This window comes from Roseomonas sp. WA12 (genome assembly GCF_054165765.1).
In genome coordinates, this window is the sequence record NZ_CM135108.1 from 3,143,574 (window position 1) to 3,157,853 (window position 14,280).

14 protein-coding genes are annotated in these 14,280 nt (G+C 67.2%); 7 read left to right on the plus strand and 7 right to left on the minus strand.

Annotated elements, in window-relative coordinates; translation table 11 throughout:
* Positions 1 to 34 precede the first annotated feature (34 nt).
* Positions 35 to 2,497 (minus strand): PAS domain-containing protein, encoded by a 2,463-nt coding sequence (locus tag ACVBD7_RS15100; RefSeq protein WP_458094052.1) that lies wholly within the window; start codon positions 2,495 to 2,497, stop codon positions 35 to 37.
* Positions 2,498 to 2,688: 191 nt separating this feature from the next.
* A complete protein-coding gene (locus ACVBD7_RS15105; RefSeq protein WP_458094053.1) occupies positions 2,689 to 3,255 on the minus strand; it encodes a YciE/YciF ferroxidase family protein in 567 nt (188 codons plus the stop codon).
* 224 nt (positions 3,256 to 3,479) lie between these two features.
* Here ACVBD7_RS15105 and ACVBD7_RS15110 point away from each other — a divergent pair, with 224 nt between their 5' ends.
* The 3 genes from ACVBD7_RS15110 (at position 3,480) to ACVBD7_RS15120 (ending at position 6,912) form a co-directional block, all read left to right on the plus strand.
* On the plus strand, positions 3,480 to 4,514 hold the full coding sequence (locus ACVBD7_RS15110; RefSeq protein ID WP_458094054.1) for an endonuclease/exonuclease/phosphatase family protein: 1,035 nt from the start codon (positions 3,480 to 3,482) through the stop codon (positions 4,512 to 4,514).
* Positions 4,515 to 4,660: 146 nt separating this feature from the next.
* Positions 4,661 to 5,677: an amino acid ABC transporter substrate-binding protein gene (locus ACVBD7_RS15115; RefSeq protein WP_458094055.1), complete on the plus strand. Its 1,017-nt coding sequence runs from the start codon at positions 4,661 to 4,663 to the stop codon at positions 5,675 to 5,677.
* A 50-nt stretch (positions 5,678 to 5,727) separates the two neighbouring features.
* On the plus strand, positions 5,728 to 6,912 hold the full coding sequence (locus ACVBD7_RS15120; protein WP_458094056.1) for a trans-sulfuration enzyme family protein: 1,185 nt from the start codon (positions 5,728 to 5,730) through the stop codon (positions 6,910 to 6,912).
* A 275-nt stretch (positions 6,913 to 7,187) separates the two neighbouring features.
* Here the strand turns inward: ACVBD7_RS15120 and ACVBD7_RS15125 are convergent, their stop codons facing one another.
* A complete protein-coding gene (locus ACVBD7_RS15125) occupies positions 7,188 to 8,153 on the minus strand; it encodes a LysR substrate-binding domain-containing protein (RefSeq protein ID WP_458094057.1) in 966 nt (321 codons plus the stop codon).
* Between the two features lie 300 nt (positions 8,154 to 8,453).
* On the opposite strand from ACVBD7_RS15125, the gene ACVBD7_RS15130 reads away from it, so the two are divergent.
* The 3 genes from ACVBD7_RS15130 (at position 8,454) to ACVBD7_RS15140 (ending at position 10,477) form a co-directional block, all read left to right on the plus strand.
* Positions 8,454 to 8,717 carry a CBU_0592 family membrane protein gene (locus ACVBD7_RS15130; RefSeq protein ID WP_458094058.1) on the plus strand — a complete coding sequence of 88 codons (264 nt, stop codon included), beginning with the start codon at positions 8,454 to 8,456 and terminating at the stop codon, positions 8,715 to 8,717.
* Between the two features lie 247 nt (positions 8,718 to 8,964).
* Positions 8,965 to 9,351 carry a peptide-methionine (R)-S-oxide reductase MsrB gene (gene msrB / locus ACVBD7_RS15135; protein WP_458094059.1) on the plus strand — a complete coding sequence of 129 codons (387 nt, stop codon included), beginning with the start codon at positions 8,965 to 8,967 and terminating at the stop codon, positions 9,349 to 9,351.
* A gap of 139 nt (positions 9,352 to 9,490) precedes the next feature.
* On the plus strand, positions 9,491 to 10,477 hold the full coding sequence (locus tag ACVBD7_RS15140; protein ID WP_458094060.1) for a cyclase family protein: 987 nt from the start codon (positions 9,491 to 9,493) through the stop codon (positions 10,475 to 10,477).
* Positions 10,478 to 10,524: 47 nt separating this feature from the next.
* On the opposite strand, the gene ACVBD7_RS15145 is transcribed toward ACVBD7_RS15140, so the two are convergent.
* Entirely contained in the window at positions 10,525 to 10,917 is a 393-nt protein-coding gene (locus ACVBD7_RS15145; RefSeq protein ID WP_458094061.1) for a hypothetical protein, read from the minus strand.
* A gap of 122 nt (positions 10,918 to 11,039) precedes the next feature.
* Here ACVBD7_RS15145 and ACVBD7_RS15150 point away from each other — a divergent pair, with 122 nt between their 5' ends.
* Positions 11,040 to 11,816, plus strand: coding sequence for a helix-turn-helix domain-containing protein (locus ACVBD7_RS15150; protein ID WP_458094062.1), 777 nt, complete (start codon positions 11,040 to 11,042; stop codon positions 11,814 to 11,816).
* Positions 11,817 to 11,831: 15 nt separating this feature from the next.
* On the opposite strand, the gene ACVBD7_RS15155 is transcribed toward ACVBD7_RS15150, so the two are convergent.
* The 3 genes from ACVBD7_RS15155 to ACVBD7_RS15165 form a co-directional block, all read right to left on the minus strand.
* On the minus strand, positions 11,832 to 12,047 hold the full coding sequence (locus tag ACVBD7_RS15155) for a hypothetical protein (RefSeq protein ID WP_458094063.1): 216 nt from the start codon (positions 12,045 to 12,047) through the stop codon (positions 11,832 to 11,834).
* A gap of 187 nt (positions 12,048 to 12,234) precedes the next feature.
* The gene (locus tag ACVBD7_RS15160) at positions 12,235 to 13,167 is read right to left on the minus strand and encodes a ribose-phosphate pyrophosphokinase (RefSeq protein WP_458094064.1); all 933 of its coding nucleotides are present in this window, start codon (positions 13,165 to 13,167) and stop codon (positions 12,235 to 12,237) included.
* A 158-nt stretch (positions 13,168 to 13,325) separates the two neighbouring features.
* Positions 13,326 to 14,264, minus strand: a complete 939-nt coding sequence (locus ACVBD7_RS15165) for a hypothetical protein (protein WP_458094065.1) — start codon at positions 14,262 to 14,264, stop codon at positions 13,326 to 13,328.
* Positions 14,265 to 14,280: the final 16 nt, after the last annotated feature.

Consider the following 14,280-nt stretch of genomic DNA (forward strand, 5'->3'; position numbering starts at 1 on the left):
CAAGGTTTCACCGTCACCGTCCTGCCGATCGGCGCTACTCCTCGGCCGCACCAATGATCCGTCTGCGCCGCTGCCATGTCGCGGCCTTGCGGAGCACGCGCGACAGCTGCTCGATGGAGTAGGGCTTGTGCAGGAGTTCGAATCCATAGGTCCCGTTCTGGGCCAGGACGTGGCTGTATCCGGAGGTCAGCACCACGGGTAGGTCAAGGTACTCCTGCCGAATCTTCTGCCCCAATTCGATGCCGTTCATTCCCGGCATGATCACGTCCGAGAAGACAACATCGAAGCGATCGGCGTCCTTCTCCAGTTCGGCGAGGGCTTCTTCGGCATTGGCCGCCCACACGCTCACATAGCCGAGCTCGGTCAGGGTCTGGGTCGCGAAGGTGCCGACGCCAGGGTTGTCCTCCACGACCAGGACGCAGGTGCCATGCCCGTCCATGAGTGGCTCAGGCTCGACTTCGCTGTCCGGCTTGACGGCATCTATTGAGACACGTGGCAAGTAGAGCGTGAAGGTCGTGCCTCTGCCGACCTCGCTCGATACCATGATCTCGCCTTCGGATTGCTTCGCGAAGCCGTAGACCTGCGATAAGCCGAGGCCGGTGCCCTGGCCAACGCCCTTTGTGGTGAAGAACGGCTCGAAGATGCGCTCCCGATGTTCGGGCGGGATGCCTGCCCCGGTGTCGGTGAGCGACACCGCGATGAAGGAGCCCTGGCGCGCCGGATGCGAGCGGATTGCGGGCAACTCGTTCACTGGCCGCAAGCGAATCGCGAGGTGCCCCTCGCCGTCCATGGCGTCGCGGGCGTTGACAGCCATGTTGACGAGCGCCGTGTCGAACTGGCTTGGATCGGCATTGACGAAGCAGGGCTCGTCCGCCAGCTGCGTGGTGACTGTCACGCGCGATCCGGTCAGCGTCCCCATCATGTCGCCCATCGACCTCACGCTCTCGACCGCGTCGAAGACCTCCGGCCGCAGAGCCTGGCGACGGGCAAACGCCAAGAGTTGTCCGGTGAGCTTGGAGGCCCGGTCCACCGTGTCCGAGATTGCGGCGACATAGCGATCGCGGCGCAGGTCGGACAGACCGGGCCGCTTGAGAAGGTCGGTCGACGACTTGATCACCGTCAGCAGGTTGTTGAAGTCATGTGCCACACCGCCGGTGAGCTGGCCGACCAGCTCCATCTTCTGTGCCTGGCGCAAGGCCTCCTGTGTTCTCGCCAGTTCTCCCTCGGCCCGAAGGCGGGCGGAGATGTCCTGGGCGTGATGGAAGGCGCCGATGATCTGGCCGTTCTCGTCCCTGAGCGGCGAGTAGGACACCTCCCAATAGGGCTTCGCCAGAGCAGGGTCACCGAACTCCTCGACCACCCGGAATATCTCGCCGGTGAGGGCGCGTTTCATGAGGGCGCGCATGGTGGGTGCCTGCTCTGGCAAGAAGAGGTCAGGAAAGACATCGCCGACTCTCACGCGGTACCCGTAGATGCGGAAGAACTCGTCACTATGGGCCTTGTTGAAGGCAATCAGGCGGTACTCGGTGTCGAAAGCGCAGATCGGGGCAACGTCGGATTGAATGATGTGCTCGTAGAGGAAAAGTGTCGCGTCGCGTGATCTCTCCTCGGTGACGTCGCGCGCCACGCAGTAGATCCGGTCTTCCGCAGGCACCGCGGTCCAGGACAGGACGCGGTAGGTGCCGTCCCGCCGACGCAGGCGGTTCTCGAACGCCGCGCTCTCCTTTCCTGCGGTGAGCCGCGCACGTTCAAGGCGGGTCTTCTCGCGATCCTGCGGGTGTTCCAGCCACTCCGAGACGCGGCCGAGCAGCTCGTGCTCCTCCCAGCCCAGGACGCGGGTCCAGGATGGATTTGCGCTGAGCCAGGTGCCGTCCTGGTCGGTCACCAGCAGCATGTCCCGGCTGACCTGCCAGATGCGGTTGCGTTCCGCGGTTCTGGCCGTGACCAGGGCCTCGAGCTGTGCCTCATTCGCCCTCAGCGCGCGCTCACCCCGGACCTTCGAGGTCGTTTCCGTGCAGGCGCAGAAGATGCCGACGATCCGGCCGCCCTCGTCGTGGATCGGCGTGTAGGAAAAGCTGAAGAAGGTTTCCTCGAGGTACCCATTCCGTTGCATCGGAATCGGGAGGTCCTCGAAGGAGAGTGCCTCCCCGCCCATGACCTGCTGCACGAGGGGCCCAAATTGCGCCCAGATGTCGGACCAAACGGTTTGGAAGGGCTTCCCCAGCGCGTCAGGATCCTTGGAGCCGAGCACGGGACGGTAGTCGTCGTTGTAGAGGAAGGTAAGTTCCGGCCCCCAGGCGATGAACATGGGTTGCCTGGCATGCAGCATCAGGCACACAGCCGTGCGCAGGCTCTGCGGCCATTCCTCGACAGGGCCGAGAGGAGTCGCCGCCCAGTCGAAGCCGCGAAAGAGTACGCCCATGCAGCCGCCGCTGGCCAGGAAGGGAAAGGCGAGCTCTGCGCCAGGCCCAGCACCCGCATCCGGACTCGCCATCATCACGTCAACCCCTCGGATCGTGACCGTTAATGCCGTCAGGCCGAGGAGCGGAACTACTACCTGGTATGTGCATGACAAGGGTCACGGTGCAGTTTTGGATACACAATCAGGAAGGCGGTCGTGGCCAGTGCAGATCTCTCCTGCCTGGAAGTGCCGCAGGCCTCACTGAGGCCCGCGGCACAAAGTCGATGTCAGCCCTTCGCTTTCCTGCCGCCGGAAGCGCGCTTGGGGGCGGATTTCGGCTCCGGCATCTCCTCGGCTTCCTCTCCGTCCTCACCCTCGGCGTCATCCAGGGCCTCGGCGATCTCCGTCAGGAGGAGGTCGGTCTTCTTCTCCTCCTCCAAGGTCTGCTCCAGCAGGTCTACCGCGTCATCCAGGCCGAGCTTACGGGCCCAGGTCTTTAGCAGCCCGTAGCGGGCGATCTCGTAGTGCTCGATGGCCTGGGCGCAGCCGATCAGCACGTCGTCTGCCGCCTCGGTGCCGCCGAAATCCTCCAGGTCCTCTTCCATCTCCGCGGTCAGGCCCTGCATGGCCTCGCAGGTCTTGGCGCGGGCGGGCTTGCCGAGGATCTCGAACACCTGAACCAGGCGCTCGACCTGGTTCGCGCTTTCCTCGGCATGCGTCAGGAAAGCCTCCTTGAGCTCCGGCGCCTTCGCCGCCTTGGCAGACTTCTTGAGCGCCCGAACCGACTGCCTCTCGGCGTAGTAGACGTCCTTCAGCGTTTCGTGGAACGCGTCCCGCAAGGTCTTTTCAGCCATGTGACAGTCCTCTTCCATCCGGTCCCGGAACTGGTCACCGGGCAGGAGATGAACGCGACGAGGGCCACCTGGCTGCCCGCATTCGAAGGAGCAGCCAGGATCGACGTATTCCAAGAACCCAGCGAAACCTGCTTCTTGTCAGAGGATCGGTCGCTGACACGCAAATGTCTCACCGTTCCGAAGAGCCTCGCCTAGCATCGGTGGCCGACTGAGGGGGCACCACGATGAACCTGGACCGGCTGAGTTTCGGAACCTTTAACCTGTTCAATCTCAACGAGCCCGGTCGGGCCATTTACACAGACCGGGAAGGTTGGTCCGAGGAGGAGTACGAGCGTAAGATTGCCTGGACGGCGTCGCACATCGCATCGCTCAGGCCCGACATCCTCGGCTTCCAGGAGCTCTGGCACCGCGCGGCATTGCAGCGCGCCCTCGATCGTTCGGGGCTGTCCGACGATTATGACCTGCTCGCTCCGGCGGATGCGGATGGCGCGCGTATCGTGAACGCGGCCATTCTTCGCAAAGGGCTGCTCGACGGCGAGCCAGAGTGGGTGGCGGACTTCCCGGACAAGTTCCGTCTGGAAAGCTCAGGCGATGACCCGCAGACTCCCGCCATCGAGGTGCGGATCGGCAGCTTCTCCAGGCCAGTGCTGCACTTCAGGGCAAGGGTGCGGGACGACCACGACCCGGTCCACGTTTATGTCTGCCACTTCAAGTCGAAAGCCCCGACGCAGGTCTGGAGTGAGGCGTGGTACCGCGGGGACGAGGATGCCTACCGGCCGCACAGGAACAATATGGGTGCCGCCCTGTCGACGATCCGAAGGACCGCTGAAGCCTCCGCGCTGCGCTTCATGCTCACACAGGGAATGAAGGGGACAGGGACCCCTGTCGTCGTGCTGGGCGATATCAACGATGGCCAGCACAGCAACACCGTGAACATCCTGACCGAGCAACCGCGCTACCTGGTGGGAGACGCGCGCGGCGGCGGCGACACCGCCCTCTACACCGCACAGACGCTGCAGGAGTATCGAAACACCCGGGACGTCTATTACACCCATATCCACCAGGACATCATGGAATCCCTGGACCACATCCTTGTCAGCCAGGAATTCTACGACAACAGCCGCAGGCGCCTCTGGATCTTCGACGGCATGTCCGTCCGGAACGATCACCTCGACTCTGCAGACCACAAGGCTGACGGGACGAACGACCATGGAATTGTCTGCGCGCGGTTTCGGTTCAGGCCCGCAAGATCCGTGTGAGAGAGAACCGTCGGCATGTTTCCCTGCCGGTCCCGGAATACTCACATGTATAACATCTGTGCATAGACTCCGCCTGCCAGGTCAGTTCCTTGCCAAGGTTCTCCTGCGTCACTGTCCCTGGGCCTCAATCACCGCAGGACGTCCCCATGATCCGGTCCATCCTCTCCTGTCTTGCGGCCACGTTGCTGGCCTCGGCCGCACTGGCACAGGGGTCCGGCTCGCCGACCCTGGATGCGGTACGGGCCCGCGGCTTCGTGGCCTGCGGCGTGTCCGGCACCAACCCCGGCTTCGCCTTCCCGGACAGCCGGAGCGAGATGCGGGGCAGCGAGGCCGATTTCTGCCGGGCCGTGGCCGCCGCCGCGCTCGGCGATGCAGCCAAGGTCCGCTTCGTCGTCCTCACCTCCACGAACCGCTTCACTGCCCTGCAGTCGGGTGAGATCGACCTGCTCGTCCGCACCGCGACCTGGTCGCTGGGGCGGGAGACGAGCCTCGGCCTCCTCTTTGCCGGGACCACCTTCTATGACGGAACGGCCTTCATGGTGCACTCGTCATCAGGCGTGAAGTCCGCGCGCGAGCTGGATGGCGCGACGATCTGCATCCTGCCCGGAACGATGACCGAGCTGGCCGTGGCCGACTATTTCCGGCGCACCAATATGCGCTTCACCCCGGTCCTCATCGACAATGTATCGGAGCTGCGGGCCGCTTTCCGGGCCGGGCGCTGCGACAGCTACTCGACGGATGCCTCCGCCCTGGCCTCCTTCCGCTTCGGCGAGGGACCGCGCGCCGGTGACTACCTTCTCCTTCCGGAGGTGATCAGCAAGGAGCCGCTCGGCCCCTTCGTCCGCAAGGGTGACGACAAGTTCTTCGACGTGGTCCGCTGGACCCACCACGCCATGCTGGCCGCGGAGGAGTTGGAGATCACGAGTGCCAACGTCCAGGAAAGCCTTGCGAGCGCCAACCCGGATGTCCGGCGCCTGCTGGGGGTGGACGGCGATCTCGGCCGCTCGATGGGCCTCGACAATCGCTGGGCCTTCAACGTCATCCGGCAGGTCGGCAACTACGGCGAGGTCTGGGATCGCACCATCGCGCCGCTCGGTATCCCGCGCGGGCAGAACCGGCTCTGGACCCAGGGCGGCCTGCAATACGCGCCGCCGATCCGCTGACACCCTGCCGCGTCCCGACTAACCTCCTCAATTCCCGCACCGAGACACCCATGCACGACCTGACCCGCTGCGTTCAGCACCCCGAGGTCTCGCACGAGGGCTTCCGCAGCCTCACCGTCCCGACCTACCGCGCCTCCACTATCACCTATCCGGACGCCGAGAGCTTCGCCGCCCGCGGCACGCGCGGTTTCGATGGTTACACCTACGGGCTGCACGGCACGCCGACGATGCGGGTGCTGGAAGCGCAGATGACGGCGCTGCATGGCGGCGTGCGCACCGTGCTCGTTCCTTCCGGCCAGATGGCCGTCATGCTCGTCTTCCTGACCTTCCTTGCGCCGGGCGACCGCGTGCTGGTGCCGGACAACGTCTACAGCGGGGTCCGTAGTGCCTGCCGCGACTACCTGGCCTCGCGGGGGATCGAATACACCTTCTACGACCCGCTGATCGGCGCGGGAATCGCCGACCTGATCGACGACCGCACCAAGCTGGTCTGGGTGGAATCGCCTGGCTCCGGCACCATGGAAGTGCAGGACATCCCGGCCATCGCCCGCGCGGCGAAGGCCCGCGGCGTCCTGGTCGGCTGCGACAACACCTGGTGCACGCCACTGCTGTTCAAGCCGCTCGAGCATGGCTGCGACTTCGCGTCGGAAGCGCTGACCAAGTATGTGGGCGGCCACTCGGACCTGCTTCTCGGCTCTATCACCGTGAAGGACATCGAGCTGCGCCAGCGCATGAAGGTGGTACTGCGGGCCCTCGGCGTGGGTGTCTCCCCGGACGAGGTCTCGCTCGCCCTGCGCGGCATCGAAACCATGGGCGTCCGCCTCGCCCATGTCGGCCGCGTCTCCGAAACCTTCGCCCGGCGCCTGCAGGACCATCCGCTCGTCGAGCGCGTGCTGCACCCCTGCTTGCCGTCCTGCCCGGGCCACGAGGTCTGGGCGCGGGACATCAGGGGCTCGGGCGGTGTGTTCAGCATCGTCCTGAAGCCCGGTGCCGAGGCTTCGCTCAACCCGGCGCTGACGGCGATGAAGGTCTTTGCGATCGGTGCTTCCTGGGGCGGGACGCGCAGCCTGATCGCGCCCATGGCGGTGAAGGGCGACCGCAACGTCACGCCCTGGACCCATGAGGGCGCGATCCTGCGTATCAGCGTCGGGCTGGAGCAGGAGGACGACCTCTGGTCCGACCTTGAGAGCCTCCTTGGCACCCTGGCCTCAGGCCGGGTCCAAGCGGCAGCTTGAGCGCAACCGCCTTCGTTGTCAGGAGCGGCCCCGCGCGCCAGGTGACCATCACCACGCGCGACAGGAGCACAATTGTCTTGCACCTCCGCGCTGGCCACAGGCGGAGGTGACACTCGCTTCTTCCGAGGCAGGGACCGATGCCCTGGCCTGGAGCATGCGGGGCGTCCCGGTCCACGGCATTCGCCTCTATCCCGTGGACAACGAGACCATGGGTGGGATGCACGGCAACAGCGAACACATCGTAATCAAGGCGCTCGATCCAGGAACCGAGTGGACTACCGCGTCCTCACGGATGTCGCCGGGCGCTGATCTGTACCCTTCGTTGAGCGGGTTCGCTGGCGGGCCGGGTGATCCGCGGTGCCCCGGTCCCGCGCGGCCAGCAGCGCCGCCACGAGATCCTTCACCAGGATGGATCGCTGGGTGTCCGGGGGAAACAGCAGGTAGGTCTTGAAGTAGACCTCCGGCTCGAAGGGCCGCATCACCAGGCCGCGCTCCAGGAATCCCTCGGCCGTGACCGCCTGGGTAAGGCCGACACCGACACCTGCCAGCGCCAGGGCGCAAACAGTAGCGGCGAAGGGCGTCTCCACGACCACGTTCGGCCGGACGCCGGCGGCATCGAGCACGGCGTTCATGCGCGCCCTGGCCCGGTCCTCGGGGGCCAGCGCGATGAAATCCACGCCGTCCAGGTCGGTCGGGCGGATCACGGCCTTTACGGCCAGCGGGTGCCCGGGCGGCATGACGCAGTTGGCGCGACCACTGGAGAAGGCACGGTGCTCGACCCCGGAAAGGTCGACCTCGTCGGCAGCCAGGCCGAGGCTGAAGTTCCCGTTCACGACGAGCTCGCGGACCTGCGCCGAGGAGGCGATCTGGAAGGTGATGGCAATCTCCGGGTGCTTGTCTCGGAACGTCCTGATCGCACGGGGGACGAGAGTGTTGCCGTATGCCGCGAGGCTCGCGATGCGGATGCTCCCGGCGCCAAAATCCCGGATCCTCGCGGCGGACATCCTGAGGCGGTCGAGACCGACGAAGCTTGTGCGGACATCCGCGTAGAAGAGCTGACCCTCGGGTGTCGGCACCAGGCGACCCCGGATCCGGTTGAACAGGGGAAAGCTGAGTGCCTCTTCGAGATCAGCGATCGCACGGCTCACGGCAGGCTGGGTCACCTGCAGCAGTTCCGCGGCCCGGGAGGCGGAGCCACTGACCATGACCGCGTTGAAGACCTCAATCTGGCGATGATGCAAGGCCCGCCCCTTCTGTTCCACCGACCCGACCAGGCGGGCGCATCCTTCGCATATGCAGGGCGGATATTAGCCGGACCGTTGGACCCCATGCGCAAACATTATCGAACGAAAGCGTCCGGCAGAGAGAGGCAAATAAATTCTCGGGGCGAAGGGCGTTTCCGGGTGCGAGCAGGCAAGCACACCGAGCAACCCAGCCACCATGCGACCCGCACCGGTGCACGAGACGGCTGCTCGCCGTTGAGGTGTATAGGGCAGGCCGCCCAGGTCTATGAACAGTTACCGTGGAGCGAGGGAGCGTTGATGAACACAACAATCTGGGACGTGATTGGGCTCTTTGGGGTGGTGGCCTATGTCAGTGCCTACGCAATGCTGCAGTTGGAAAAGCTGCGGGGCAGCGACAATCTCTATCTGCTGCTGAACGGTGCCGGATCGGTACTGATCCTCGTCTCCCTGAGCCACAGCTTCAACCTGCCTTCTTTCATCACGCAAAGCCTCTGGCTGATCTTCACGATCGTCGGCTTCCTTCGTGCCAGACGTCACGGCGGCAAGACGGAGCGCAGATAGCGATCACTCTCCAGGCGAGGTTCCGTGCTGCCCTCGCCCAGGCCTCGAAGAGACCATTCCATTCGTTATGTCTGATCCCATATGGGAAGGAGTTTGGTCCCGTCTGTTCCTGCTGTTCGGTCACCTGCCGAGTGGAGATCCAGTCATGCTGGCGAGACGTCGCGTGAATCAAGCCGGAGGAGGAGTACTGGCCTTCCTCCTTGGAAAGGCTGCTATCCGATCCTCAGAGGCCGCACAGGCCTTTGAGGTGAGTAAGACCGACGCCGAGTGGCGGCGTCAGCTCACAGCCGCTCAGTACGCCGTGCTCCGGCAAAACGGCACGGAGCAGCCTTTCAGCAGCCCGTTGCAGTCCGAGCACCGGCGGGGAACCTTCACCTGCGCGGGATGCGGTCGAGCAATGTTCTCGTCCACGACAAAGTTCGAGAGCGGCACGGGGTGGCCAAGCTTCTGGGCGCCACTGGAAGGCGGCATCGCCACCGAGAGCGACCGGTCGCTCGGCATGGTGCGAACATCCGTGCACTGCGCCGGCTGCGGCGGCCATCTCGGGCACGTCTTCGATGACGGACCGCCACCGACCGGACTGCGCTACTGCATGAATGGTGTGGCCCTGGGCTTCCGTCCGGCCCGAGCCTGATCGGGCTCGGCGCGCGGAACAACGCGTCGCCCCGTTTCGGGCTGGCCCTGGTAGCGGCCCGGCTGCCATCCTCCCCCCCAGGCCCGCCCGACGTCGCGCCCCCGCGGCCGGAGAGCGTGGCCATCGGAGGACCACGCCCATGAACGCCCTCTCCCGCCGCAGCGCCGTCTTCGGTGCAGCCTGCGCCTGCCTTGGCGGCCACGGCCTGCTGGCCAGCGCCGTCGCCCAGACCCCCCAGCGCTGGAGCCCGCCCGCCAGCGCCGACCGCTGCCCCTCCCGCTGGGGCGCCGCCGACCGCCGTGGCTCGATGAACCTCATGACGCCCGAGCGCGCCAAGCGGGCCGCCGCCTTGATCCGCACCGGCGAGATCGTGGAATGCGGCCAGACGCTGAATCAGCAGATGCCCTTCTTCGGCACCCGCCGCTTTGACCAGCACCTGAAGCAAACCTTCATGAACCCGGAACCTAACCGCCGAGGCTCGAACGAGGAGCTGGTGGTGGCCGAGATCGGCCAGGTCGGCACCCAGCTCGACGCCTTCCCCCACCAGACGATCGGCGAGGATGGCTACAACTGCGTGCAGATCCCCCGGATCATGTCCCGCGGCGGCTTCACCGAAATGGGCGTGAACACCGTGGGCACGATCTTCACCCGCGGCATCCTGATCGACGTTGCAGCGCTGAAGGGCGTGCCCACCCTGCCCGACACCTATGAGATCACGCCGGACGACCTGCAGGCCGCGCTTGCCCGCCAGAACACGCGGATGGAGGAGGGCGATGCGGTGATCATCCACACCGGCTGGGGCCTGCTCTGGGGCCGGGAGAACGCGCGCTTCGTCGCCTCCTGCCCCGGGCTGGGCGTGGCTGCAGCGGAGTGGATCCTGCGCCAGAACCCGATGCTGATGGGGTCCGACAACTGGCCGGTGGAGTGCTCGCCCTCCAAGACCCTGCCCGATGCCAGCCTGCCGGTGCATCAGCTGGCGCTGGCGGTCTATGGCGTGCACCTGCTGGAGAACATGAAGCTCGACGTGCTGGCGCGGCGCGGCCAGCATGAATTCGCCTTCGCGGTGCAGCCCCTGAAGATCCAGGGCGGCTCCGGCTCCACCGTGGCTCCCTCCGCCCTGTTCTGAGGCGACCGATCCGGGGGCATTGCTGCCCCCGGATCATCCATACGGCATCAGGCAGCCACTGCAGCGCTCCCGCGCAGGGCTGCGGCCTGGAGCCCCGTAAAGACCGCCACGACCAGCGCCTGCGCCAGCACGAAACCCGCGCCCAGCATGTTCGGCACCACCCAGCCGAGCAGCAGGATGCCCAGGCTCTCCACCACCCAGAGCGCGTTGATGGCAACCACGGCCCTCACCAGCCCCTGCGGCGGCGCGGTCCGCAGGCCGAGCCAGAGGACGAAGGCCGCATAGGGCAGAAGCACCGCCCCGGCCCCGCGCAGCAGCCCGGGCGGCAGATGGGTTAGGCCGGAGAACGGCCCGGCAGCCAGCAGCATCAAGGCGCCAGTGGCGCCGCTCGCCACCGCGTCGAGCAGCAGGGCGCGGCGGAGGAGGGGGGAGGCGTTCATGGGTTCGGTTCCAGTCACCCGGCGGGATTGCCGGTGGCCCGAAGCTGATCCACCCCACCGCACCGGGTCGATGACCTCGGAGGTCATGGAGGCGCCGCGCCCTGCCCGGCTAGGCTGAGTGGATGAGCACGCACCGCGCCCCGATCGGCGACTACCTGCGCGACTGGCGGCAGCGCCGGCGCATGAGCCAGATGGACCTGGCGCTCGACGCCGAGATCTCCACCCGCCATCTCAGCTGCCTGGAGACCGGGCGCGCCATGCCCAGCCGCGCCATGGTGCTGCGCCTGGCCGAGCAGCTCGAAGTTCCGCTGCGGGAGCGCAACCTCTGGCTGGCCGCCGCGGGCTTCGCCCCAGCCTATCCCGAACGCGCGCTGGACGACCCCGCGATGCGCCCGGCCCGGGCCGCAATGGAGGCGGTGCTGGCCGCCCATGCGCCAAACCCGGCCCTGGCCGTGGACCGGCACTGGAACCTCGTCTCGGCCAATGCGTCCGTCGGCGCGCTGATTGCCGGCGCCGACCCCGCGCTGCTCGCACCGCCACTGAACGTGCTGCGGCTGGTGCTGCATCCCGGCGGGCTGGCGCCGCGCATCGTCGATCTCGGAGCGCTGAAGGGCCATCTGCTCGCCCGCCTGGCGCGGCAGGCCACGATATCAGGGGACCCAGTGCTGCCGAAGCTGTTGGGGGAGTTGCGCGCCTTCCCCGCGCCGCCGGGAGGTGCAGAGGAGCCGGACGCGCTGGCCCTGCCCTTCGCCCTCCGACTGGGCGGAGCGGTGCTGTCCTTCCTCACCACCACCATGGTCTTCGGCACGGCGCATGAGGTGGCGCTGTCCGAACTGACCGTGGAGACGTTCTTCCCGATGGACGAAGCGACGCGGGAGGTCCTGCGCGGGCTGCATTAGGGCAACGCGACGGCCCTATTCGTAGCCGGGCCCGTCGCCTGGGCTGCCGATCAGGCCGGAAGCATAGGGACTGCCAGGGCCGGCGCTGGCCTGCCGCTCCTCACGGTCCCGGGCACTCTCCGCGATGAGCTCCTGGGTCTGGTCGATGGTGCGCCGAAGGCTCGCGGTCTTGGCGACGACCTCTTCCGCCAGGTGCCGAGTGACGGCTTTGGGTGATGGCTCGTCGCTCATACCCATCCGGAACGTTGCAGGGAGTCGCCCGTTGCGCGTCTTTCCGCACCGGCCTGCCCAATCTTGCGCCTCCCCGGTGCAGCCCACGCGCCCGCCCGCGTGATGAAGGCCCAGGAAGCAGTCGGGGCGGCAGACTCACGCCCGCCGCCCCTGAAACGGATTGCCCCGGAAGGGCCCGGGGTCGCCTTCAGTTGAAGAGCGTGGAGACCGAGGATTCCTCGCTGATCCGCCGCATCGCCTCGGCGAGAAGCGGCGCGATGGTCAGCTGCTTGATATTCGAGGAAACGCGCACGGCCTCGGTGGCCTGGATGCTGTCGGTCGTGATCATGTGCTGGATCGGCGCGGCGCCAATGCGCGCCACGGCCCCGCCCGAGAACACGCCATGGGTGACATAGACGCTCACCGAATGCGCGCCGTTCTTCAGCAGCGCCTCGGCCGCGTTGCACAGCGTGCCGCCGGAATCGACGATGTCGTCCACCAGGATGCAGTCGCGGCCGGACACGTCGCCGATCACGTTCATTACCTCTGACACGCCGGCGCGCGGGCGCCGCTTGTCGATGATGGCGAGGTCGGTGTGCAACCGGGTCGCGATCGCCCGCGCGCGCACCACGCCGCCGACATCAGGAGACACCACCATCAGGTCGCGGCCCTTGAACCGCTCCTGGATGTCGCGCGCGAAGAGCGGCGCAGCGAAGAGGTTGTCCACGGGAATGTCGAAGAAGCCCTGGATCTGCCCGGCATGGAGATCAAGCGTCAGCACGCGGTCCGCGCCCGCCTGGGTGATCAGGTTCGCCACCAGCTTGGCCGAGATCGGCGTGCGGGGGCCCGACTTCCGGTCCTGCCGCGCATAGCCGAAATAGGGAACCACGGCGGTGATGCGGCGGGCCGAGGAGCGGCGCAGCGCATCGAGCGTGATCAGAAGCTCCATCAGGTTGTCGTTGGCCGGATAGCTCGTGGACTGGATCACGAACACATCCTCGCCGCGGATGTTCTCCTGGATCTCGACGAAGATCTCGAGGTCGGCGAAGCGGCGGACGGATGCCTGGGTAAGCGGCAGGTTGAGGGCCGCGGCCACCGCCTCGGCGAGCGGGCGGTTGCTGTTGCAGGCGAGGATCTTCATCCGCGTGGGATCTCCGGGCGCGCCGGCAGGTCTGGGCATGGCGCAGCGTGGGGGCGGCCGGGGGATAGCAACCAGGGCCCGCCAAGTCCATGCCACCGGGGCATCAAACCCGACCCACGCTTAACGCATGTCAATGCGGCCACACCTGCCGCACCCGGTCAGCGCACCGGCGGCGCGGCCTCGGCCGGGGCCGGTTGGGCCGCGGGTTCCGGCCGGCGCGCGGCCGCCTCGCCGAGCCCGCCAGCATTGGCGATGATGTCGCGCACCGCCGTCGCCGCCTCCTCGGCGACCACATAGGCCACGTCGCCCCACAGCCCGTTCAGCGTGCCCGCCGGAACCTCGTTAATCTGCGCGGCCAAGCCCAGGCTGTGCCCGTCGCGGCGCGAGACCCGCCACTGGATCTCCACGCGCTGCTTGCGGTCGGCCACGGGGCTCATCGTCACCTCGCCGGTCACGGCGAAGGCAGCGCCCTCGGCACCGTCCTGCACCACAAAGCCACGGGTGGCCAGGAAGTCCCGCATGCGGGTCGCGAGTGCCTGGTTGCCGTCGCCCGGCGCGCCCTTCACACCGACGAAGCGCACCCGCGGCGGGCCGCCCTGGCCGTTGAAGGCCACCGTCTCGGACGCGCGCCGCGCCGCCTCGCCGCGCGCGAGCAGGCCCGCGACCACGCCGGCATCGCGCGCCGCCACCTGCCGGAGCATCGCCCCCTGCGCCTCGCTCCAGTCCCGCACCGGCACCGAAGCACCGCGGGCCTGGCCGAGCACCTTCCCGTCGGCATCCACAACCGCATAGGCGGGCGTCACGCCCCGGCCATCCTGGTCCGCGGTGATGTCCAGCCGCCAGTCGAGCGGCGCGGGCGGACCGGCCACGGCCGGCACCTCGGCCGCCTCCAGCGCCTCGGCCACCGCCACCGCGAAATCGGAGGACGCCATGTCGGGCAGCAGCGCGGCATTCGGGCGCGGCACCGCAATGCGATAGGCGGGCGGGGCGGCGAGGCGGCGGCCCTCGGCGCCCGGATTGCCCCGGAAGGGCTGCGGCAGCGGCCCGCAGGCCGCCAGCATCGCCAGCGGCAGGAGAAGGCTCAGGAAGGGGCGCATGAAGCTCAGCCGATCA

Bases quoted from the DNA above. Each gene is read 5' to 3' on its own strand.
- ACVBD7_RS15100 (WP_458094052.1), bottom strand. From the start codon at position 2,497: ATGATGGCGAGTCCGGATGCGGGTGCTGGGCCTGGCGCAGAGCTCGCC.
- ACVBD7_RS15105 (WP_458094053.1), bottom strand. From the start codon at position 3,255: ATGGCTGAAAAGACCTTGCGGGACGCGTTCCACGAAACGCTGAAGGAC.
- ACVBD7_RS15110 (WP_458094054.1), top strand. From the start codon at position 3,480: ATGAACCTGGACCGGCTGAGTTTCGGAACCTTTAACCTGTTCAATCTC.
- ACVBD7_RS15115 (WP_458094055.1), top strand. From the start codon at position 4,661: ATGATCCGGTCCATCCTCTCCTGTCTTGCGGCCACGTTGCTGGCCTCG.
- ACVBD7_RS15120 (WP_458094056.1), top strand. From the start codon at position 5,728: ATGCACGACCTGACCCGCTGCGTTCAGCACCCCGAGGTCTCGCACGAG.
- ACVBD7_RS15130 (WP_458094058.1), top strand. From the start codon at position 8,454: ATGAACACAACAATCTGGGACGTGATTGGGCTCTTTGGGGTGGTGGCC.
- ACVBD7_RS15140 (WP_458094060.1), top strand. From the start codon at position 9,491: ATGAACGCCCTCTCCCGCCGCAGCGCCGTCTTCGGTGCAGCCTGCGCC.
- ACVBD7_RS15145 (WP_458094061.1), bottom strand. From the start codon at position 10,917: ATGAACGCCTCCCCCCTCCTCCGCCGCGCCCTGCTGCTCGACGCGGTG.
- ACVBD7_RS15150 (WP_458094062.1), top strand. From the start codon at position 11,040: ATGAGCACGCACCGCGCCCCGATCGGCGACTACCTGCGCGACTGGCGG.
- ACVBD7_RS15155 (WP_458094063.1), bottom strand. From the start codon at position 12,047: ATGAGCGACGAGCCATCACCCAAAGCCGTCACTCGGCACCTGGCGGAA.
- ACVBD7_RS15160 (WP_458094064.1), bottom strand. From the start codon at position 13,167: ATGAAGATCCTCGCCTGCAACAGCAACCGCCCGCTCGCCGAGGCGGTG.
- ACVBD7_RS15165 (WP_458094065.1), bottom strand. From the start codon at position 14,264: ATGCGCCCCTTCCTGAGCCTTCTCCTGCCGCTGGCGATGCTGGCGGCC.